Here is a 22,144-nt window from a genome sequence, read left to right on the forward strand (position 1 = left end):
GATTACTTCCCTCCCTTGTCTGCCATCAGCTCATACTCTTCCAGCACGTCCAGAGACGGCTTTTTGAGGATCTTTTCATCGATGAAGGTCTTGACCTTCGAGTTCATGTACCAGCCCAGAATACCGGACGGACGGAAGCGGATGACCACGATCAGCACGATGGCGTACATCAGCATGTTGATGCCGGGCAGGATGGCGGCAAAGTTTGCACGCAGCAGTTCGCTCAGCGGGATCATGATGAGGCCGCCGATCAGCGGGCCTTCGATGTAGGCAGCGCCGCCCACGACTGCGGGCAGCACGATCTCAGTGGACTTGGACTGGATCATAACATCGGGGTCGATGTAGCGGATGTAGCTGACATAGAAGAAGCCGACCAGACCGGCAATGATAGCCGAAATGACAACGGCAATGACCTTGTACTTGGTGGGGTTGATGCCGATAGCGGCGGCTGCGTCCTCATCCTCGCGGATGGTGCGCAGCGCAAAGCCCAGCTTGGAGCGACCGATCTTCTTCATGATGAGATAAACGCCCACCATCATGATGAAGCCGATGTAGTAGTACGGCACCTTGCTGGTAAAGCGGAACTGCGCAAAGGAGTCCTTGCCGAAGGGCAGGCCCACACCGGATGCGCGGCCGAAGAACTCCGAGTTGATGATGAACTGACGGATGGACTCGGCAAACGCGATGGACACCAGCGTGAAGTAGGGGCCGCGCAGGATCAGGCTGGGGAAGAAGATGACTCCGGCCACAACGCCCACAACGAGCATATCCAGCACAGCGGCCACCCAGGGGTTCATGCCCGTCTTTGTGACCACCAGACAGCACACATAGGCACCCAGACCCATGTAAGCGGCCAGACCCAGCGAGTTCTGGCCGGTGATGCCGCCCAGAATGTTCCATGCCATGGACAGGGTGGACATATAGAAGGTAAGAACGAAAATGTTGATGATGTAAGGTTTATCCACGACCAGCGGGATCGCTGCGAAGATGGCGACGATGATAGCCAGAACGATCGCCAGATTGCGGTGATAGGTTTTAACTGCTTTTCTGGTATCCATCTTATCGCCTCCTCAGAATCATGACCTGACGCACGACCAGAATGATGATGAAGGTGACGAACACGATCATATCACTGTAGGACGGGCTGATGAACAATGCACTCATCTGCTCCAGCAGGCCCAGGAAAATACCGGCGAAGAATGCGCCGGGGATGGAGCCCAGACCGCCCACGACCACGACGATCAGTGCGCGGAAACCGAAGCTTGCGCCTGCGGTGGGATAGATGGTGTAGAACTGGGTCAGCAGAGAGCCGGCGATACCGGCCAGAGCAACGCCCAGACCATAGGTCAGGATGTAAATTTTCTTGACGTTGATGCCCACGACCTCAGCACCAATGGGGTTCTGGGATACGGCGCGGATCTGCTTGCCGGTGGTGGAATACTTGAGGAAGGCAAACAGTGCAATGGCGACCACGATCAGGATCAGGAAGCTGACCAGACGCGGCAGTGCAATGGTGACCGGGCCAAGCGGGATATAGGTCTGCGAATAAGGGGTAATGATCTTATAATAGGTGGAACCAAAGATGACCAGAGCGCCGTTGGTGAGCAGCAGGCCCAGACCGACGGTGAGGAACAGCAGGTTCGTAAAGCTCTTGGTCTTGAGCGAAGGGGTGATCAGAGTGGACTGGATCAGCGCGCCCAGCCCGAACATGAGCACTGCAACGATGGGAAGGGCTACATAGGGGTCCACCCCAAAGTAGGTATACAGAACATAGGTAATGTACATGCCCACCATCAACATTTCGCCGTGGCAGAAGTTGACGATGTTCATAACACCGAAAATGATGTTCTGGCCCATACCCATCAGGGAGTAGAAACCGCCCAGCAGGATCCCGTTTACCAGTGCTTGCAAAAAGACTTCCATTGACATCCTCCCGTTCTAAGCATCAGGCGATGGGAACAGATGCTGCAAAAACTGCACGCTGCATCCGCCACCGGCCCGTACTCGTGATTGAAAATTGCCCTTGTGGACTCCATTTCCTCCCTTCTGCTCGTACAATTGAAATATCATCTGTATCGTAACGTAAGTGCAGCCTGTATACAAGATATTATTTCTACCAAACTTTGTCATGAATTTATATGGAAAGTGCTAGAATATTCCAGAGTTTTTGGTGTGCAAGCCAATTTTCGCAGTTAAAAATGGAGGATTGATGTCTCATTGACATAATTTTGTTACTATTTCAGGCCAGAAATTTACGGAAAATGCAGAAAAACCCGGCAGAAGAGCACCTGAACGTGTTCCCCTGCCGGGCTTTTTATCCATAAAATGGCATGTGGTATTCAAGATGAAGGCGCACCGCCGCCCTGTCCCGGGTTGTGGTTCCCAGCGTATGCTTCACGCCTTGGAGCGGCGTTCGCATCCCGCTGACCACGGCCCCAGCTTCGCTTTCCTGTACTCCCCTTTTTGTCGCTATGCGACATCTTCCCCCGACCGGGGGAAGTCTTTGCTCGCTGGCGGCGGTCAGCTCAGCTGCAATTCCCGTACGGGTCAAATTAAAAACGCCCTTGCGCATTGCAGCGGCAGCAACCACATTAGACATTCCTACAGGATGGGACCCAAACACTAAAAAAGAGCCCACTGGGCTCTTTTTTGCCGCCTGCGGGCGGCCGTGTTCCTTTGATTCCTCGTACGGGTTGCATGAAACAGCTACCACATTAGACATTCCTACAGGATGGGACTTGCAACAACGACGACCGCAGCCAGTGGCCGATGCAGGGAGGAGTTGTTGGGGCAGCGGCCAGCAAGACGCAAGTGCCGCCCAAGGCACGCGCGGATGCTGGGAGCCGCAACCCGGGGCACTAAAAAAGAGCCCACTGGGCTCTTTTTTGCCGCCTGCGGGCGGCCGTGTTCCTTCGATTCCTCGTACGGGTTGCATGAAACAGCCACCACATTAGACATTCCTAGCCGTTGGGACCCGCGGGCTAACCAAAGCCCCACTGGGGCTTTGGTTGCGGTGCTGCGCACCGCCGCCCTGTTCGATTCCCGTACGGGTCAAATTAAAAATCCCCCGAGCGAATGCAGCGGCAGCTACCACATTAGACATTCCTAGCCGTTGGGACCCGCGCACTAAGCAACAGCCCACTGGGCTGATTGCTTACCCTGCTGCGCAGGGCCGTGCTGTTCGATTCCCGTGCGGGTCAAATTAAAAACGCCCTTGCGCAATGCGCAAAGGCGTTTTTATGACCCGTACGGGAATCGAACCCATGTTACAGCCGTGAAAGGGCCGTGTCTTAACCGCTTGACCAACGGGCCTTAGAAATACAGAGCTTCGCTAAAACCTCCGACTTCCATCGTCCACTACTGCAGACGACCGTCCCCCTAACCTTAGCGAAACTCTGTAAAAGTGGTAGCGGTAACTGGATTTGAACCGGTGACACTTCGGGTATGAACCGAATGCTCTAGCCAACTGAGCTATACCGCCACATATTGTTTGTGCACTTGAACAGTGCTCTATTATTATACCCACAGATACCCCTTTTGTCAACACATATTTTTAAAAAAATCATATTTTTCGTGTCGTCCAAAATACAAACGGAGATACGTAAAAATCCCGCTTTCCATTGAATAGAAAGCGGGATTTTTCAACCATTTATCCGAACCTTGTGGAAAAGTCGGTCAATTCTTCAGCCCTTCTTATGGGTGGGAACCATGACCTTCAGGCCGCCCATATACGGCTGCAGCACTTCGGGGATGGTCACGGTGCCGTCGGCCTGCAGATGGTTCTCCAGGAAGGCGATCAGCATACGCGGAGGTGCCACGCAGGTGTTGTTCAGGGTGTGGGCCAGATAGGTCTTGCCGTCCTTGCCCTTCACGCGGATGTGCAGGCGGCGTGCCTGTGCATCGCCCAGATTGGAGCAAGAGCAGACCTCGAAGTACTTCTGCTGGCGGGGGCTCCATGCTTCGATATCGCAGCTCTTCACCTTCAGGTCGGCCAGGTCGCCGGAGCAGCAGTTCAGCTGACGCACCGGGATCTCCATGCTGCGGAACAGCTCCACAGAGTTCTTCCACAGCTTCTCGTACCAGTCAGCGCTCTCGTCGGGGCGGCAGACCACGATCATTTCCTGCTTCTCGAACTGATGGATGCGGTAAATGCCGCGCTCCTCGATGCCGTGAGCGCCCTTTTCCTTGCGGAAGCAGGGGCTGTAGGAGGTCAGGGTCAGGGGCAGAGTGGCCTCGTCCAGAGTCTGGTCGATGAAGCGGCCGATCATGGTGTGCTCGCTGGTACCGATCAGGTACAGGTCCTCACCCTCGATCTTATACATCATGGCATCCATTTCCGGGAAGGACATGACACCCTGCACCACGTTGCCGTGCATCATGAAGGGAGGGATCACATAGGTGAAGCCCTTGTTGATCATAAAGTCGCGGGCATAGGCCAGCACAGCCTCGTGCAGGCGGGCGATGTTGCCCAGCAGATAGTAGAAACCGTTGCCGGCCACGCGGCCTGCAGCGTCCATATCGATGCCGTCGAAGCTCTCCATGATCTCGGTGTGGTACGGAATGGGGAAATCGGGCACCACAGGCTCACCAAAGCGCTGTGCTTCCACGTTATAGGTATCATCCGGGCCGATGGGCACGCTGGGATCGATCATCTGCGGAATGGTGTACATGATCTCCTGAATGCGTGCGGACAGGGTCTCTTCTTCCTTTTCCAGCTCAGCCATCTTGTCGGCGTCGGCCTTGACGGCGGCATTGTTGGCGTCGATCTGAGCCTGCAGCTCAGCCTTCTGTGCCTCATCGGTGCACTTCTTCAGCTGGCCGAACAGGGGGCCGTTGGCCTTGCTCAGCTTGTTGCGGGCAGCCTTGAGGGCTTCCACTTCCTTCAGGCATGCGCGGTACTTGGCATCCTTCTCGATGACCTCGTCCACCAGCGGGAGCTTTGCATCCTGAAACTTCTTCTTGATGTTTTCCTTGACAGCGTCCGGGTTTTCACGGACAAATTTGATATCAAGCATGATTGACTCTCCTTGCTCTATTTCGGTTCGCACAGAAGATCCCCTCCCCTGTGCCGTTCAAAGACGGTCGCCCGCCTTGGATCGCTTTATTCTTCGTTCTGGTACTGTCCCAGCAGGTTGGCAAAGGCCCGCAGCTGCTCGTCTGAATAGAAATGCACGGTCAGCTTGCCCTTGCCGTCGTGGTAGGCCACGTTCACCTCGCTGCCCAGCACCTGCTTGAGGCTTTCTTCCACCTCCACCGGCAGGGTGCCGCGCGGCTGGGGCTCTCTGGGCTCCTTTGCGGGCTTTGCCAGCTTTTTGCACAGCGCCTCGGCCTGACGCACATTCAACTGGTTGTCCGCAATGATCTGCGCCGCCTGCTCCTGCAACTCCGGTGTGGGCAGGCTCAGGATCACCTTTGCGTGGCCGATATTGATAAAGCCGCTTTTCAGCAGTTCCAGCACGTTTTCCGGCAGGTTCAGCAGGCGCAGGCTGTTGGCCAATGCGCTGCGGCTCTTGCCCAGCTTCTGTGCCGCCTGCTCCTGCGTCAGGCCGCAGCGGGTCATCAGCTCCCGGATGCCGGTTGCTTCTTCCACCGGATCCAGATCCTCGCGCTGCAGATTTTCCACCAGAGCCAGCTCCATGGCCTGCTCGTCGCTGACTTCCTTAATGACCACCGGCACATCGTTCAGCCCTGCCATGCGGCAGGCACGCCAGCGGCGCTCACCCGCCACGATGCTGTAGCCGCCGCGCGGGCGCGGACGCACCGCGATGGGCTGCAGCAGACCATGCTCTGCAATGCTGGCCGCCAGCTCGCCCAGCGCCTGTTCATCAAAGGTCTTGCGCGGCTGTTCCGGGTCCGGTTCGATCTCACGCAGGGGCAAGGTGTCTACCTTTGCACCGGACTCAAAAACCGGGGCGGCATCTTCAAACAGACTGTCCAGCCCGCGGCCAAGTCCTCCTTTTCCTCTTGCCATTCATGTTCCCCCTGAGGTTTAATCTTCCAGAGCATTTTTCGTCTGCTCTGCGACGGGTGCACTTTTTCTGCGGGCCTTTTTGGGCTCGTGCGGGCGGTTGTTCTTGACAAATTCGATTGCCAGATCCATGTACGCTTCGCTGCCCTTGCCCTTGGGTTCATAGAAATTGATGGGCTGGCCGTAGCTGGGTGCCTCCGAAATGCGGATGGAGCGCGGGATGGTGGTCTTGTACACCTTGGAGCCGAAATACTTCTGCACCTGCTCCACCACCTGCACGGTCAGGTTATACCGCAGCGAGAACATGGTGAACACCACGCCCTCGATATCCAGATACGGATTGTACTTTTTGCGAATGGTCTTTAAGGTGCTGATCAGCTCCGAAAGGCCCTCCAGCGCGTAATACTCGCACTGCACCGGAATGAGAACGCTGTCGCAGGCACTCAGGCCGTTCAGGGTGAGCAGGTCCAGACTGGGCGGACAATCGATAAAGATGAAGTCATAGTCCTTCTGCACCTCGGCCAGCGCCTTGCGCAGGCGGCTCTCACGAGCGGGCAGGTCGATCATTTCCAGACTGGCACCGGCCAGACGGGTGTTGGAACCGATGACATCGGTGCGGTACTCGGTCTTACGGATGGCCTCGGATGCTCGTGCTTCACCGATCAGGATCTCGTAGGTTCCCTTTTCCACGCTGCGCTTCGGGATGCCGTAGCCGGTGGTGGTATTGCCCTGCGGATCAAGGTCTACGATGAGCACCCGCTTGCCCAGCGCCGCAACGCAGGACGACAGGTTGACGGCGGTGGTTGTTTTGCCAACGCCGCCCTTCTGGTTCGCAATTGCTACAATTTTTGCCACGCACAATTCTTCCTTCCGGGAAAATTTAATTGTTCCATGTGGAACATTCGCAGTCATGCCCGCCGGTTTCCCGTCCATACAGGCACCTTAACACCTAGTATAGCACATCCAAATCGGTTTTTGAACCATCTGAAGCGTTTTTCCGCTGGATTTTTAACTTTTAGAGGTGGGAAAATCAAAAACTGCACTGTTTCGGGAGACAAAACAAACGATTTTGAATGCGCGCCGGGAAGCTGGCTAACCCTCTCAGTCAAGCCCTGTCGGGCTTGCCAGCTCTCCCAAAGGGAGAGCCCTTGGCATGACGGCAAAGTTTCCGGGCAGACCGCAACGCTTGCGGGTGCGCTTGCTCCCACTTGGGGGAGCTGTCGCGCAGCGACTGAGGGGCTTCCAATCGGCGGAACACAAAAAATCCTTTAGCGAAGCGACTTGGATTTTTTGTATGGAGCCCAACAGCTTTGGGGTTACTAGGGGCGAGCAGCCCCTAGTTCGTGCCTCCCGCGCCTCGAAAGTAGCGGGTGCTTTTCTGGTTCTCTTTTGGCACGCAAAAGAGAACGTACCCGGCGGCAATGCTTTAGCAAAAGGCATGAAACTTTAAACACGCGACTACGCTCTGCACGGGAGTTTCCTGTTCCACATGGAACAATTTTACCGTTCGGCGGCGGTGGTTGGGATGCGCACCGTATATTCGATATACCCGTCCTTCTCCTCCCGGTGGGCAGTGGCGGGCACACCATTATCGGTCATCAGACGGATGGCATGGTCGATGGTGTTCACAAAAATACGCACATCCTTGACCATCGAGATGCGGTGCCTGCCTTTTGCAGGGGTGTTGAGCAGCTGTTCAATGTAGAGGTCGGTCTGGCGGGCGTTCATGCGGCGCTTGGCAATGTTGATCAATGCTTCACTGCGGCGGTTCTCCGGCAGACGCAGCACCGCCCGGGCATGGCGCTCGGTGAGGCTGTTGTCCAGCACGAACTGCCGCTGGTCGGCGTTCAACTGCAAAAGCCGCAGCTTGTTGGCAAGGGTGGGCTGCGCCATGCCCAGTCGCTTGGCGGCTTCGGCCTGGGTGCAGTCCCACAGCACCATCACATCCTTTAAGCCCTGCGCCTGCTCAAAGGGGTTCAGGTCGGCCCGCTGGATGTTTTCCAGCAGACCCAGCGCGGCGGTGCGCTCATCGTCGTAATCACAGAGGATGGCAGGGATGGTGTTCATTTTAGCAAGGCGGCAGGCACGGAGCCGCCGCTCCCCGGCTACCAGCTCGTAGCCGCCATCCGACACTTTTCGCACCGAGATGGGCTGCAGCAGACCATTTTCACGGATGCTCTGGGCCAGTGCAGCCAGCTCCTGCTCGCTGAACTCCCGCCGTGCCTGAAACGGCGACGGCCTGATCTGATCGATGGGCAGGAAATAAATCTTGCCCGCCTGCTTTTTGCGTTCAAACATGGATACACGGCTCCTTTCGCGTGGTGGATGGGTTTTGTTTTTCACATTTTCCCGGGAAAGCGTGGAAAACTCAGGCTTCAGGCACAGTGTATCACACAAATAAAAGCCCTGCCAGAAGTTTCGTTCGGCAGGGTTTTACAAAGTTCTATCGATATTTCGTTATTTCAACGGACTTTTCGCAATTTTTCCTCCGTTTCTGGGGTAGGCTGTCGGAGTCTGCGAAATCTTTTTGCACAGGATCAGTGTACGGGTGTCGCCGCCCGGAAGGTGCAGAGTGCGGGTCTCTTTGTACTCGCCGCCCAGCTTTTTGATGGCACCGCGCGCTACGGTCAGCTCTTCCTCACCGGAGGAGCCTTTCATGGCGAGGAAATTGCCGCCCACCTTTACCAGCGGCAGGCAGTATTCGGCCAGCATGGGCAGCGCAGCCACAGCCCGGGCAGATGCCAGATCAAACTGTTCACGCCACGCCTTGCGGGCGGCTTCCTCGGCGCGCTCCTTTGCAAACTCCACGCCGGTCAAGCCCAGCTGGGCACAGGCGTACTTCAAAAACTCCACCCGTTTGCCGGTGGGCTCCATCAGGGTCAGCTGCAGCTCCGGCTTGTAGATCTTGGTCACGATGCCCGGGAAGCCTGCGCCTGCGCCCACATCCACCATGCGGCCCGCCACTTCCGGCTGGCTGGCAAACAGCAGGCTGTCGAGGAAGTGCTTATCCTCGATCCCCTCGGGGTCGGTGATAGCGGTCAGGTTGACCTTCTGGTTGTAGTCCACCAGAATTTCGGCAAAGGCATCCAGCTGGTCCAGCTGGGTGCCGGTGAGAGTGATGTTCCATGTGGAACATTTTGCTTCAAGGCGCGGTTTATCGATCATACGCAGGTTTTCCTTTCTGTTATTCGCCGGTCAAGTGAACGAAGATCGGCTCGTGGTGCACGGCAGGCAGGAAAGTTTCCAGCACATCTGCCGTGCGCAGCTTGAGCGAAGAGGTGTTGATGCAGGGGTGGCAGCCGAGGTACTCCCCTGCCTTTATGTCCTCATCCATCAGCAGCTGCACCTTATTTTCAGCATCATTGGCAAGGCCCATAATGGAGGAGGAGCCGGGCGTGCAGTCCAGATACTGCTCCATATCCTCGGGCGAGGCAAAGCTCAGGCGGGCAATGCCAAGCTGATGGGAAAGCTCTTTGGTTTTGAAGGGCTTGTCCCCGGGCATCATGAGCAGATAGAAGTTCGTCTTCTGCCGGTTGCACAGGAACAGGTTCTTGCACACGGTGGCATTCAGGCAGGCATCGATCACATGGCAGTCCTCCATGGTGTCGGCCTTCATCCAGCCGTGGTCGGTGCGCCAGAATTGGATGCCCAGCTTGTCCAGCAGGTCATAGGTACGGATCTCTTTTTCCAGCCGCCCGGCGCAGTCGGCAGGACGGCCCTCGTAAAGCTTCAGTTCTTCCATTTTATTTTCCTCTCGCTGCCAGTGCAATGCTCAGCTGCGCCACATCGGAGGGCGATACGCCCGGGATGCGCCCCGCCTGACCGAGGTTCTTCGGCCGGATGCGGGCCAGCTTTTCGCGGGCTTCCAGCGTCAGGCCGGCCAGATCCGCATATTCAAAGTTGTCCGGGATCAGGGTCTTTTCGTGCCGGGCCACGTCCCGGATCATCCGGTCCTGCCGGGCAATATAGCCTGCATACTTGATCTCGGTCTCCAGCCGTTCGGCCAGCATGGGGGTGATCTCCTCGCCCCAGCCGATGACACCGGCCAGCAGCGGATAGCTGATCTCCGGGCGGCGCAGCAGCTCTTCCGCAATGCCGCCTTCGGCAGCAGGGGCAAGACCGGCCGCTTCCATGGCGGTGCGCAGGTCTGCGGTGCGCAGATGTGTCTCGTGCAGGCGGCGGCGCTCCGCTTCCAGAATGCTCTGGGTGTGCTGGTACTTGGCCCAGCGATCATCCTGCACAAGGCCGTATTCCCTGCCGATGGGGGTCAGCCGCTGGTCGGCGTTGTCCTGACGCAGGGTCAGGCGGTACTCGCTGCGGCTGGTCATCATGCGGTAGGGGTCCATGACCCCTTTGGTGACCAGATCGTCCACCAGCGTGCCCAGATAGCTGGTGTGGCGCGGCAGAATGAGCTGCTCTTTGCCCAGCGCATTGCGGGCGGCGTTCAAACCTGCCAGCAGGCCCTGTGCGGCGGCTTCCTCGTAACCGGAGGTGCCGTTGAACTGGCCCGCACCGTACAGGCCCCGCACCACCTTGCTTTCCAGCGTGGCTTCCAGACTGGTGGGGTCCACGCAGTCGTACTCGATGGCGTAGGCCGGGCGCATGATCTCGATGTTCTCAAACCCTTTGATACTGCGGTAGAAGGCGTTCTGCACATCCTCCGGCAGGCTGCTGGAGGCACCCTGCAGATACATCTCCTCGGTGTTCTCGCCGCAGGGTTCCACAAAGATGGGATGCCTGTCCTTGCCCGCAAAGCGCACCACCTTGTCCTCGATGGAGGGGCAGTAGCGCGGGCCAACGCCCTCGATCATGCCGCCATAGAGCGGGCTGCGCTGGATGTTATCCAGAATGATCCTGTGGGTCTCGGGGTTGGTATAGGCGATCCAGCACTCCACCTTGTTGTGCATGGGTGCATCGGTCATAAAGCTGAAGGGCTGCAGCTCATTGTCCGGGTCGCCGGGCTGGCATTCCAGCTTGGAAAAATCGATGCTGCGGCGGTGCACCCGGGCAGGGGTGCCGGTCTTGAACCGGCGCAGCGGCAGCCCGGCAGCCTTCAGGCTGTCGGTCAGGGCGTTAGCGGCGTGCATCCCGTCCGGGCCGGAGGCGTACCACGCATCGCCCACAAAAATTTTGCCGCCAAGGTTCGTGCCGGTGGCAATGACCACGCATTTGGCGCTGTATTCCCCGTTCAGCTGGGTCACGACGCCCTTCACACGGCCGTTCTCGGTCTCGATGCTCACAACCTCAGCCTGATGGATGGCAAGGCCGGGCGTGAGTTCCAATGCATGCTTCATATATTCATGGTAGCGCTTGCGGTCAGTCTGCACACGCAGGGCGTGCACCGCCGGGCCTTTGCCCTTGTTGAGCATCCGGCTCTGCAGATAGGTGGCATCTGCAGCAAGGCCCATCACGCCGCCAAGCGCATCCAATTCACGTACCAGCGTTCCTTTTGCCGTTCCGCCAATGCTGGGGTTGCAGGGCATGTTGCCAATGGCATCCAGGCTCATGGTAAACACGGCCGTTCTCGCGCCCAGCGTTGCGGCGGCGTGAGCTGCCTCGATGCCAGCGTGGCCGGCACCGATGACGATAACGTCATAATCTCCTAAGTGGTTCATACTTTCTCGGGTTCCCTCTATCGGTAAGATAATGATTTAAAATTGTCTCCGCTTCGCTCTGACAATATCAGCGGAAATATTATTTATATTTTGTAAATTGGAAAAATCTGCGGATTTTTCCAATTTACTTTTTCACAAAAAGGGGTCATAACGGGAAACGGCATATTGCTGCTGTCAGCCTGCAGCTGTCGCGCAGCAGATAACGCATAAACTTGTCCGTATGGCTCGTCGCGCAAGCGACTACAAATCGGCGTAACACAAAAAATCCTCTAGCGGAGCGACTTGGATTTTTTGTATGGAGCCCATCTCCTTTGGGATTATTAAGGGCGAGTAGCCCTTAATTCGTGCCTCCCGCGCCTCGAAAGTAGCGGGTGCTTTTCTGGTTCTCTTTTGGCACGCAAAAGAGAACATCCCCGGCGGCGATGCATTTTGCAAAAGGCATCAAACTTTAAACACGCGACCACGCTTCGCGCGGGAAGCTCTTCGTCACTTTCCCACGCAGAAACGTTCAAACACCTGTTCGATCACAGCTTCCGAGGCGTTCTCACCGGTCAGGTCGCACAGGGCGGCCAGTGCGTCGTCCACACAGACGGAAACGGCATCCAGCCCAAAGCCGCCTGCGGCAGCATCCAGTGCACCGGCCACAGCGTCCCGCGCACGCAGTGCGGCGGAAAGCTGACGCTGGCCGGACAGACTGGCGGCATGGGGGTCGATCTGGCTGGTACCCAGCAGGCGGGCCACCGCAGCGGAGATCACCTTGCGGCTCTCCTCCTCCTGACAGCACACCGGCAGCACCATGGCAAAGCAGGGCGCTATCAACTCTGCATCAAATTGCGTCGGTTTATCCTCTTTGTTGATAAGTGCAATGGCAGGACGGCCTGTGCAACGCTGTGCAAGCTCCAGATCTTCCCGCGTGGGCGGCTCAGAGCCATCGAACACAGCCAAAATCAGGCCTGCCTCCTCCAGTTTTTTCCAACTGCGGCGGATGCCCTCGGCTTCAATGGCATCTTCGGTCTCGCGCAGACCGGCGGTATCGAACAGATTCAGCTGGATATCCCCCAGCTGTACCGCCTGCTCCACCACGTCACGGGTGGTGCCAGCCACCGGCGTGACGATGGCCCTGTCGAACCCGGCCAGCAGGTTGAGCAGTGTGGATTTGCCCGCATTTGGTCTGCCCACAATGGCGCAGTCCACACCTTCGCGCAGGACGGTATCCGCCTGATAATTATGGATCAGCTCGTCCAGCTCTGCCTTTACCCCACTCAGTACGCGGTGCAGATGGTCACCGTCCAGCTCCGGCACATCCTCTTCGGGAAAATCCACCCATGCGGCAAGGTGAGCCTGAATGGCGGTAAGCGCTTCCTTTTGGGCACTGATCTTCTTTGCCAGCGCACCGCCCAGCGCGGCATTGGCCAGCGCGGCACCCTGACGGCCATCCGCCGAGATCAGATCCATCACCGCTTCGGCCTGCGTCAGACCCAGCTTGCCGTTCAGGAACGCGCGGCGGGTGTACTCGCCGGGCGCGGCAGGCTGAGCACCGGCAGCAAGGCAGGCTTCCACCAGACGGCGGGCCACGGCGCTGCCGCCATGGCAGGAAAGCTCCACCACGTCCTCGCCGGTATAGCTGTGGGGCGCGCGAAAAAACAGGGCCACGCCCTCATCAAAGGCTTCGTCCCCTTCCCGGAATGTGCCGTACATGGCGGTGTAGCCTTTGGCATCCTCCACCTTTTTTGCGGCGTTGGCCGGGCGGAACACCCGGGCTGCTATGGGATAGCTCTCCGCACCGGAGAGCCGCACGACGGCAATGCCGCCTGCGCCCGGCGCTGTTGCAATGGCTGCAATGGTCGTTTCCTGCATGGTTTTCCTTTCAGCGTCCCTGCTGCTCTCGCAGGACGCGGTAATGCTCTTCCTTATCAAGATACATCCGCTTTTCTGCCTTGCGGCACAGCGCACCGACATCGATGCCGCCCGCACTCTCGGTGGCAACCCCCACGGCCACCGAGTAACCTGCGCTGCCCACGATGGAGACAAAATCCTTTACACATTTGCGCACAGCCGGATCCTGCCGGTCCGTCACATAGGCTAAAAATTCATCGCCGCCAATGCGGTAGCAGTTGTTTTTGCCAAACATTTCCCGTATTTCCAGCGCCACCACCTGCAGCATCCGGTCACCTTTGTCGTGGCCTTCGCTGTTGTTCAGGTCATGCAGGCCGTTCACATCCATATAGATGCAACTCAGCGACACCGAGCAGCGGGAAGCCCAGTCCTCCCGCTCCCGTTCGTAAGCATTGCGGTTCTTCATGCCAGTAAGGATATCAAAACTGGCGATTTCGCGCATCCTTTTGCGGGAGAGTGCGTTCTGGTACATGGTGATCATGGTAAATGTGGAAATGATGCAGGAGATCACCCCAAAAAACACCGCATTGACGATATCCACCGTCACGGTGCGGCCGCTTTCAAACACGACCACCATCCCGATAAAGATGCCGTCAAACAGAAGCACATTGGCAATGTGCTGGATGGGCGGCATCATGAACAGCAGTGGCACCGCCAGCAAAAATGCAATGAAGGTGACAGAAAGCTCTTCCGGCGCGTGCACCGCTTCCGCAATGCCCAGCGCATACAACATAGCTGCAAAGGCATACATCAGCCACCGCAGAAGCAGGCCGTTTTGATCCGGAAACATCAGATCCACAACACGCAGGCCCGCGCACACCACAAGGGCGATGCAATAGAGCAGGCTGTGCTCTCGCAGAACACCGATCCCTCCCGACAGGCAGGTGATTGCAAACAACAGGCCGCACGCCATGTTCAGGTACACATGCATCTTTCTGCGGTTCTCTTCCTCGATCTCCGGCTGACAGTCCCTGTAATCCTGCACTTCCAGCCCGCTATAACACAGGAGCTTTTGGATCTGGTTCAATGCTGTCTGCCTTCTTTCTGCAAGATCCCTGTGATCCTTTTTCTTTCAAAAAAGATACCAATACTTTTTTATTGTACCACGAAAATTCACAGAATGATACTGTTTTTCAACCATTTCCCGGGAAAAGGTTGAAAAAAGCGTCTTCTATTACTCAAAAGGGGCCTTCCGGCCCAAACCGGAAAGCCCCCGTTTTTACAGAGATCTGTTTTTTAGAACTTGGCGATATCCGCCGTGGTGATGGCCTTGCCGGGCAGCGTGCGTGCATCGGCGTTCTCATTCAGGGCCAGCTTGCCTTCGCGCAGCAGCTGCACAGCCTTCTGGTGATCGGCAGCCTTCCAGTTGTTGCCCACGATCTTCCAGTTGTTGTTCACGTGCGGCTCAATGGTGCCGCCCTTCACGGTGCGGATGTACTCGCCCAGCAGCTCGCGGATGCCGCCCACGTCGCCGCGCACATCGATCTCCAACAGCTTGGGCAGCTCTTCGCCCGGCAGGAAGATGTCCGCAGCCGTCAGCAGCTGGGTGGTTGCGCGGTAGTTGTTCACTGCCACAACAAAGGTGTCGGTGTCCTTTACGGCCTTGCCGTTCGGCCACTTGAGGTTCTTGATGCGGTGGCCCGGCTCCTTGGAGATGTCCAGCTCGTAGCTGACACCCTCAAAAGCATCGTACAGGTAGTAGCGCACCGAGGGGTCAAAGGCAATGGTCACTTCATCCGGCTTCCATGTCTTGAAGAAGGCAGCAGACCACTCCATGAAGCGGCGCAGCTGCTCGCCGGTCATCTGCAGCTTGTACAGGGTGTTCTGGTAGGTGTAGATGCTGGCCATATCACACTTGCGGATGGTGCCTGCGCGCATCTGGGAGGTCATGGAGGTCAGGGCGGTAGCAGAGACCTGCGCACCGGTGTAGTACATCTGCACTTCGTTGATGAAGTCCAGCAGCGCGGTATCCTGCACCATGGCCTGCGGCAGGCAGTCGATCTCGTTTTCGGGGGCCAGATCGCCGCCCTTCAGCTCGCCAATGGGAGTAACAGCATCTTCCTTGGCGCGAGTGTCGTAGGAGGCCAGCAAAGCGGTCAGCTCCGGATCGGGCTCGTACTCCTTGATCTGCAGGTTTTCAGAGGTGCGGTTCACGACCTTCCACTTACCGTCCAGCTGGCGCTCCAGATAGACGTGGATCTCGGACAGGGTGGCACCGGCGTTCTTGTTCTCCACCACCAGCACGTTGTTGATCATCATGTTGGGGATGCTCCTGTGGCCGTGGCCACCCACGATCACATCAAACTCCGGGCAGGCATTTGCCAGATCGGTAACGCCGGAGCCGTACACACCGTACTCGTTCTCGGTATCCATGTGCATGACGCCGATCAGAACATCCACCTGATCCTTGATCTTATCAATGATCTTGCGGCTCTCGTCCACGGGGTTGGTGACAGTCCAACCCTCCAGATTCTTGGCATCCCAGCGGGTGATGTTGGGCGTGACCATGCCGATGACACCGATCTTGACGGTGCCCTTCTTGATGATGGTGTAGCCGTCGGCCAGCGGGGTGCCGTCCGGTGCGTAAACGTTGCCGGTGAGCACCTTGGCCTTCTGTTGTCCCATGACCTTTTTCAGCACATCCATGCCGTAGTTGTACTCGTGGTTGCCGGTGGTCCAGATATCATAGCCGATGGCATTCATGGCAGCGACCATGGGATGCAGGTCATCGTTCAGGAACAGCTCTGCGGAGTTGGCCTGAATGGTATCGCCTGCATCCACCACCAGCGTGTTCCGGGTGCGGCACTGCTTGATGGCGGTCGCCTGCTGGGCCACACTGCCGGAAGCATCTGCCTTATTGGCGGCGTAGTCCCATGGATCGAATTTACCGTGGGTATCGCTGGTGGCAAGGATCTGCAGATCCATGCTCCACAGGGACTTGATGTCACAGGCGGCTGCAGAGGGTGCCATGCAGCTGGCGGCTGCGATGGTTGCGGATGCCCCTGCACCACGCAGGAAGCTGCGGCGGGAGATCTTGTTCTGAGCCATAGTTGAATACCTCTCTTTTCATCATTCTGTCTGTTCCTCACGAACAGAACGCTCTTGACTACAGTATAAATCCTTGACCAATTGTTTTACAATTGCCATTTAAGAGAAAGATTTCGGCAAAAAACAGGCAGGTTCTCCAAATTTTGAGAAGAATGACTTTTGACAGGCTCAGTATACCGCAACGGCTGCCCGCCCCGAAACCACCTTGGCATCAGGTTTTGGTAAAATCCTTTTTGCGTGAAAAAAGGTCTCCGGAAAATCCGCAGATCTTCCGGAGACCCTGATTTCAAAAGTAATTCCGTATTACAGCTCGATCTTGCCAAAGCTGAAATCGGCAAAATCGTCCACGCGCTCGGTGCGCTTGGGTGCTACCGGTGCTGCATTCTCTGCATCACGGGGTGCATAGGTGCGCTCCGGCACGCCGGAAGGCCGCGGGCCGCGGGGTGCACCATTGCGGCTGCCACGGTAACCGCCGCGGTTTCCATTGTGGTCGCCATGCTCAGAACGGTTCCCGCCGCGATAGCCGCCATTGCGGCTGCCGCCGGGACGACGGCCATTGCCGCGTCCGCCGCGGGGACGGCGCTCGCCATAGGTGTTCTCGGTCTGTGCATCGGGTGCGGTGGAGTAGATGACCACACGGCGGTCACGGCCTTCGCCCTTGCTCTCGCTGCGCACGCCCTCCATCTTGCTGATGGCAGAGTGGATGATACGGCGCTCGTAGGGGTTCATGGGTTCCATGGCAAAGCTGCGGCCGGTCTTGCGCACCTTGGCACCAATGCGCTGTGCCAGTGCGGTCAGGTCGCTCTCGCGCTTATCGCGGTAGCCGGCCACATCCAGACCCAGCTTGATGTAATCGCCCTCCAGACGGTTTGCCACAAGGCTTGCCAGATAGGAAAGGCTCTCCATGGTCTCGCCGCGGCGGCCGATGAGGGCACCCAGCTTTTCACCGTCCAGACGGATGATGGTAGCTTCGCCCTTCTGCACAGCGCTGAAGGTGACATTCTCCACGCCCATCAGGGCAATGACCTCACGCAGGTAGTCCACAGCAGCCTTGATCTTAGCGTTCTCTTCGATCACGATGGGGACTTCCGGCTCCTCTTCCTCGGCAGCGGGCTGCTCTGCAGCAGCTTCTGCAGCGGGGGCAGCAGGCTCTTCGGCCTTTGCTTCCGGCTGTGCTGCCGCAGCAGCAGGCTCCTCTGCCACGGGAGCGGCCTTGACAGCCTCCTGCACGGGAGTCTTTTTCTCAACAACAGGCTCAGCGGGTGCTGCAGCCGGAGCATCCGGCTCCTCCACGCTCACGCACACCTTAGCGGGGGTGAGCTTCAGTCCCAGAAAACCAGTCTTCTGGGGCATTTCCAGCACTTCGCAGCTGACATTCAGATCATCGGCCTGCACGCCCAGCAGAGCGCAGGCTTTTGCGCGGGCTTCATCGACCGTTTTGCCGGTCGCTTCCTGCTTACGGATCATAACCGTTCATCCTCCTCTTATTCTTTATCCTGCTTGTTCAGCTCGCTCAGCGGCACGGTACGCTCGTCCTTGTAGCGCTCCTCGTCCAGCTGGCGGGCATACTCCAGACGGCGCTTGTTCATCTCGCTGGCAGAAAGGTTCTTTTCCGTGGTCTTGCCGGTCTTGGGATCGGTGACCTTGACGGTAGTGTTCTTCACACCGCGTTTTTCCTGCTTTTTCTTTTCTGCGATCTGCGCTTCGATCTCCTTGCGCATCTTATCGGGGTCGTACACCTTGCGCATGACCTGGGTCTGCACGGTCATCACGATGTTGGAAATGACGTAGTACAGAGAGAATGCCAGAGGATAGGTGAAGCAGAAGAACAGGTACATCAGCGGCATCATATACATGGTCAGCTTCATGCTGCCCTGCATCTGCTGGCCGCTGGCCTTCATGCTGATATGGGTGGACAGGAGCATGGTGATGACCGACAGCAGCGGCAGCACGATGTCCAGAGAAAGGCCCAGCTTGGGGATGCGGGTCAGGTCGATGCCGAGGAAGTTCATGTGCTGGCTGAACTCGGTAATGGTAGCGATCTGCTCGGCGCTGAAGCAGCCCAGCACACCGCCGTTGCCAGCAATCACCTGTGCGATGATGTTGGTATCGCGGGTGATGGCGGTAAAGGCGACGCCGGAGGCGGTCAGGGCCTCACCGGCGGCGGTCAGGGCAGCAGCGCTGATGTGGAAGATGCGCTCCAGCGGATTGTACACGACACCGATAACGCCGAACATGACAAGGAAGTTCAACAGCATGGGCACGCAGCCTGCGGTGGGGCTATAGCCGTAGTCCTGCTGCAGCTTGAGCATTTCTTCCTGCTGCTTTTCGGGCTTGTCCTTGTACTTGGTCTGGATCTCCATCATCATGGGCTGGAAGGCCGACATTTTAGCCATGCTCTTCTGCTGGCTCAGCTGCAGAGGGATCTTGACGATGTTGATGAGCAGCGTGAAGATGATGATGTCCCAGCCGTAGCTCGGGAGCAGCTTGTAGATCCACTCCATGACATAGCCGAGAGGACCGCTCAGGATGTAAAAGAAGTTCATACCTTTGTCCATTCTGCCCCGTCTGTGGCACGGGACTTGTTATTTTTATCGTAGGACACGCTGCCCACAGTGCACCGCGTCACAAGAAGCATATTTACTTTTCCACCTTTTGCTTGTGCCGTGTGGAAAACAGCTTTGCGGGCTGCAGCCGGCGGGCAGGGTTCTGCCATCTTCCCTGCTCCGGCACCGGGTCAAAGCCCCATTTGCCGAAGGGATTGCACCGGGCGATGCGCCATGCCCCCAGCAGGATGCCCTTTACGCACCCATGGGTCATGATGGCCTGCATGGTGTAGTTGCTGCAGCTGGGCGTAAAACGGCAGCTGCGGCCGATCCATGGGCTGAGAGTGTACTGGTAGGCCCGGATGGGCACGCACAGCGCGCGGCGGCAGATGTACTGCAGGCGGTTCATGCGTCCGGCTTTTCCGCCTGTGCCCTGCGTGCCGGGGGCACGGTGGCAGGGGGCGGCGCATCCGGCCGTTTGGCCTTATCCGGCAGACCAGCTTGTGCAAACAGCTTTGCCACAACGCTGCTCAGCTGCCAGCTCTTCAGCCGCGGGGTCATACCGCGGGCTACAAAGATCAGATCATAGCCGCCGATGTTGTAGTCCAGATGCTCGTCGATGGCCGCCTTCATCACGCGGCGGGCGCGGTTGCGCTGCACGGCGTGGCCGATCTTTTTGGTGGCGGTCAGACCCACGCGGGTCTTTTTGCTGCGGGTCTTGAGTACATACATCACAAGACCGGGGTTCACATAGGATTTGCCGCGGGCATACACTCTGCCAAACTCGCTGTTGCGGCGGATGGGACGATAGCGCATGATTCCGCGCCTCCTTTCTGTGGCTGAGAACACGCCCCGAAGGGTGCATTCTTCAGCCAGTATATCAAAAATTTTTCGACTTTGAAAGCCCATGCGGGCATTTTTACGAAAATTCTTTCAATTTTCAAAAAAAAAAATAAGACCGCTAATCCAATATCAGCGGTCTTTTGTGCGCATATTCATTTCTGCGCCGGATCCCGTCATAAAAGGCCGGATCAGACAGTCAGGCTCTTGCGGCCCTTTGCACGGCGAGCATTGATGACCTTACGGCCGTTCTTGGTGCTCATGCGGGTCAGAAAGCCATGAACTTCCTTGCGCTGACGCTTCTTGGGCTGAAAAGTTCTCTTCATGGTTGTATCCTCCGTAAAAACTTATCCCCGGTATGGGGTCTGATGTGGTCCCAGATTGGGGACAGGCTTGCAATTCAACAGTATATCGCATAGTATGGCGTTCTGTCAAGCATTTTTTTCGCTTTCCTTCAAACTTTTTTGTGAAAAGATTTTCAACTTTTTCACCATTCTGCCGTGGAAAACTCTTTTGCCACAAGATATTGTGGCCCTGTTTTGCCCATGCCACAACGGCCGTGCAGGGGCTTTTCTTATGTATTATAAATTACATTATAGAAATATGGACGCACAGCGTTTTTTGTGGTATACTAACCTAGTATCAGCAGCATTGTTGAAAACTTTAACGGAGTGGATGTTTTATGGATTCTTTTAAGGACGTTTTAGAGGCCGCCCAGGCGTACTGCAAAACGCAGATGGCCGAGCCGACCTATAATCTCTATATCGACGGACTGGAGCCGATCAGCTTTGAGGATTCCAGCCACATCACCCTTTCGGTGCGCAACGACTTCATCTGCAAGATCGTGACGGACCGCTACCTTGGCCTGCTCAAGGAAGCCTTCAAGACCGTGCTAGGCTTCGACGTGGACATCACGCTGGTGGTGCCCAGCACGCCGCCGCACGAGGTGGTGCTGGCCCAGCAGTACGAGGCGAACCCCGCCTCCCCGCAGGGCAACTACGAGTTCACATTTGAAAACTTCATCAAAGGCCCTTCCAACCAGTTTGCGTTTGCTGCTGCACAGGCGGTTGCGGCCAATCCCTCCGGCGCATACAACCCGCTGTTCATCTACGGCGGCTCCGGCCTTGGCAAGACCCATCTGCTCACGGCCATCCAGACCGAGATCAAGCGCACCCACCCCGATTTCGTCATCATGTACGTTACCTGCGAGCAGTTCACCAATGAGCTGATCGCCGCCATCCGCGCCGGCAGCACCGAGGACTTCCGCATGAAGTACCGCGTGGCAGACCTGCTGCTGGTAGACGATATCCAGTTCATCGCCGGCAAGGAGTCTACGCAGGAGGAGTTCTTCCACACCTTCAACTCCCTGCACGATGCCCACAAGCAGATCGTCATTGCCTCCGACCGCCCGGCCAAGGAGATCAAAAGTCTGGAAGAGCGGCTGCGCACCCGCTTTGAGTGGGGCCTGACCGCCGATGTGCAGCCGCCGGATTTTGAGACCCGCGTGGCCATCGTCAAGCGCAAGGCAGAGCTTTTGCATCTGGATCTTCCCGAGGATGTGGCCGAGTTCATTGCCAACCACCTGAAGAACAACATCCGTCAGCTGGAAGGCGCTGTAAAAAAACTGAACGCCTACTACATGCTGGAGGGCATCCAGCCAGTCATCAGTGTGGCCCAGAATGCCATCAAGGACATCCTCAACGAGACCCAGCCGGTACCCGTGACCATCGAGAAGATCATCGGCGAGGTGTCCCGCACCTTCAACGTCTCCCCTGCCGACATCCGCGGCACCAAGCGCAACGCCAACGTTGCCTCTGCCCGCCGTGTGGCCATCTACATCCTGCGCGAGGTCACCGGCATGAGCATGGAAGAGATCGGCCGTGAATTCTCCGGCCGTGACCACTCCACCATCGTCTACTCCCTCAAGACCATGGAGCGTGACATGAAGAACGACCAGCACCTGCGCGAGACCGTGAGCGACATCATCAAGAACGTGAAGGCCTGACCTCAGAAATCGTGCAAAAGTCGTACTCATTTATGGGTGAAACCCCAAAATATGGGGAGAAAACGGAACAAAACGGGAAAAAAGAACCTATATCTTGTGGTAAAAACGCAAACCTTTCCACACTTTCCACAGAGTTTTCAACATTCAACCTCCGTTCTCCACATGGTCTGTGGAAAGAAAGACCTATCCCAACCTTTCCACGATCCATTCACAACACATTCACAAC

At 57.1% G+C, this 22,144-nt stretch carries 19 protein-coding genes and 2 tRNA genes; 2 read left to right on the plus strand and 19 right to left on the minus strand.

Translation table 11 applies throughout. From position 1 onward, the window contains the following. Nucleotides 1-2: 2 nt before the first annotated feature. From MTP41_RS07970 to MTP41_RS08000, 7 genes are all read right to left on the minus strand, one after another. Nucleotides 3-1,058 carry a branched-chain amino acid ABC transporter permease gene (locus MTP41_RS07970; protein WP_249235273.1) on the minus strand — a complete coding sequence of 352 codons (1,056 nt, stop codon included), beginning with the start codon at nucleotides 1,056-1,058 and terminating at the stop codon, nucleotides 3-5. A 1-nt stretch (nucleotide 1,059) separates the two neighbouring features. Next, on the minus strand, nucleotides 1,060-1,923 hold the full coding sequence (locus MTP41_RS07975) for a branched-chain amino acid ABC transporter permease (RefSeq protein WP_005937151.1): 864 nt from the start codon (nucleotides 1,921-1,923) through the stop codon (nucleotides 1,060-1,062). 1,317 nt (nucleotides 1,924-3,240) lie between these two features. Beyond that, nucleotides 3,241-3,312: transfer RNA gene (locus MTP41_RS07980), tRNA-Glu, on the minus strand. Between the two features lie 92 nt (nucleotides 3,313-3,404). Then, nucleotides 3,405-3,481: transfer RNA gene (locus tag MTP41_RS07985), tRNA-Met, on the minus strand. A 202-nt stretch (nucleotides 3,482-3,683) separates the two neighbouring features. Next, entirely contained in the window at nucleotides 3,684-5,015 is a 1,332-nt protein-coding gene (gene serS / locus MTP41_RS07990; protein WP_005937144.1) for a serine--tRNA ligase, read from the minus strand. Nucleotides 5,016-5,101: 86 nt separating this feature from the next. Beyond that, nucleotides 5,102-5,971: a ParB/RepB/Spo0J family partition protein gene (locus tag MTP41_RS07995; protein WP_154255984.1), complete on the minus strand. Its 870-nt coding sequence runs from the start codon at nucleotides 5,969-5,971 to the stop codon at nucleotides 5,102-5,104. 18 nt (nucleotides 5,972-5,989) lie between these two features. Beyond that, the gene (locus MTP41_RS08000) at nucleotides 5,990-6,823 is read right to left on the minus strand and encodes a ParA family protein (RefSeq protein WP_044953183.1); all 834 of its coding nucleotides are present in this window, start codon (nucleotides 6,821-6,823) and stop codon (nucleotides 5,990-5,992) included. A gap of 298 nt (nucleotides 6,824-7,121) precedes the next feature. On the opposite strand from MTP41_RS08000, the gene MTP41_RS08005 reads away from it, so the two are divergent. Then, nucleotides 7,122-7,418, plus strand: coding sequence for a hypothetical protein (locus MTP41_RS08005; protein ID WP_249235274.1), 297 nt, complete (start codon nucleotides 7,122-7,124; stop codon nucleotides 7,416-7,418). Nucleotides 7,419-7,468: 50 nt separating this feature from the next. On the opposite strand, the gene MTP41_RS08010 is transcribed toward MTP41_RS08005, so the two are convergent. The 12 genes from MTP41_RS08010 to rpmH form a co-directional block, all read right to left on the minus strand. Beyond that, nucleotides 7,469-8,266 carry a ParB/RepB/Spo0J family partition protein gene (locus MTP41_RS08010; protein ID WP_097774092.1) on the minus strand — a complete coding sequence of 266 codons (798 nt, stop codon included), beginning with the start codon at nucleotides 8,264-8,266 and terminating at the stop codon, nucleotides 7,469-7,471. A 159-nt stretch (nucleotides 8,267-8,425) separates the two neighbouring features. After that, a complete protein-coding gene (gene rsmG, locus MTP41_RS08015) occupies nucleotides 8,426-9,133 on the minus strand; it encodes a 16S rRNA (guanine(527)-N(7))-methyltransferase RsmG (protein WP_249235275.1) in 708 nt (235 codons plus the stop codon). Between the two features lie 19 nt (nucleotides 9,134-9,152). Next, complete coding sequence (locus tag MTP41_RS08020) at nucleotides 9,153-9,710, minus strand: prolyl-tRNA synthetase associated domain-containing protein (protein ID WP_442900295.1); 558 nt, start codon at nucleotides 9,708-9,710, stop codon at nucleotides 9,153-9,155. 1 nt (nucleotide 9,711) lies between these two features. Then, nucleotides 9,712-11,583, minus strand: coding sequence for a tRNA uridine-5-carboxymethylaminomethyl(34) synthesis enzyme MnmG (mnmG, locus tag MTP41_RS08025; RefSeq protein ID WP_249235276.1), 1,872 nt, complete (start codon nucleotides 11,581-11,583; stop codon nucleotides 9,712-9,714). A 486-nt stretch (nucleotides 11,584-12,069) separates the two neighbouring features. Then, entirely contained in the window at nucleotides 12,070-13,440 is a 1,371-nt protein-coding gene (gene mnmE / locus MTP41_RS08030; RefSeq protein ID WP_097774094.1) for a tRNA uridine-5-carboxymethylaminomethyl(34) synthesis GTPase MnmE, read from the minus strand. A gap of 10 nt (nucleotides 13,441-13,450) precedes the next feature. After that, nucleotides 13,451-14,506, minus strand: a complete 1,056-nt coding sequence (locus tag MTP41_RS08035) for a GGDEF domain-containing protein (RefSeq protein ID WP_097776781.1) — start codon at nucleotides 14,504-14,506, stop codon at nucleotides 13,451-13,453. 209 nt (nucleotides 14,507-14,715) lie between these two features. Then, complete coding sequence (locus tag MTP41_RS08040; protein ID WP_249235277.1) at nucleotides 14,716-16,527, minus strand: 5'-nucleotidase C-terminal domain-containing protein; 1,812 nt, start codon at nucleotides 16,525-16,527, stop codon at nucleotides 14,716-14,718. 303 nt (nucleotides 16,528-16,830) lie between these two features. Then, nucleotides 16,831-17,994, minus strand: coding sequence for an RNA-binding cell elongation regulator Jag/EloR (gene jag, locus MTP41_RS08045; RefSeq protein ID WP_005936973.1), 1,164 nt, complete (start codon nucleotides 17,992-17,994; stop codon nucleotides 16,831-16,833). 17 nt (nucleotides 17,995-18,011) lie between these two features. After that, nucleotides 18,012-19,073, minus strand: a complete 1,062-nt coding sequence (locus MTP41_RS08050; RefSeq protein ID WP_249235278.1) for a YidC/Oxa1 family membrane protein insertase — start codon at nucleotides 19,071-19,073, stop codon at nucleotides 18,012-18,014. A 94-nt stretch (nucleotides 19,074-19,167) separates the two neighbouring features. Next, complete coding sequence (gene yidD / locus MTP41_RS08055; RefSeq protein ID WP_097776785.1) at nucleotides 19,168-19,482, minus strand: membrane protein insertion efficiency factor YidD; 315 nt, start codon at nucleotides 19,480-19,482, stop codon at nucleotides 19,168-19,170. Continuing rightward, the gene (gene rnpA, locus MTP41_RS08060) at nucleotides 19,479-19,889 is read right to left on the minus strand and encodes a ribonuclease P protein component (protein ID WP_044953169.1); all 411 of its coding nucleotides are present in this window, start codon (nucleotides 19,887-19,889) and stop codon (nucleotides 19,479-19,481) included. The genes yidD and rnpA overlap by 4 nt, the downstream gene beginning before the upstream one ends. A 215-nt stretch (nucleotides 19,890-20,104) precedes the next feature. Beyond that, nucleotides 20,105-20,239 (minus strand): 50S ribosomal protein L34, encoded by a 135-nt coding sequence (gene rpmH / locus MTP41_RS08065; RefSeq protein WP_005924258.1) that lies wholly within the window; start codon nucleotides 20,237-20,239, stop codon nucleotides 20,105-20,107. Nucleotides 20,240-20,595: 356 nt separating this feature from the next. Here rpmH and dnaA point away from each other — a divergent pair, with 356 nt between their 5' ends. Further along, entirely contained in the window at nucleotides 20,596-21,918 is a 1,323-nt protein-coding gene (gene dnaA, locus MTP41_RS08070) for a chromosomal replication initiator protein DnaA (RefSeq protein WP_005937115.1), read from the plus strand. Nucleotides 21,919-22,144: the final 226 nt, after the last annotated feature.

This window comes from Faecalibacterium sp. I4-3-84, from assembly GCF_023347255.1.
GTDB lineage: Bacteria > Bacillota > Clostridia > Oscillospirales > Ruminococcaceae > Faecalibacterium > Faecalibacterium taiwanense.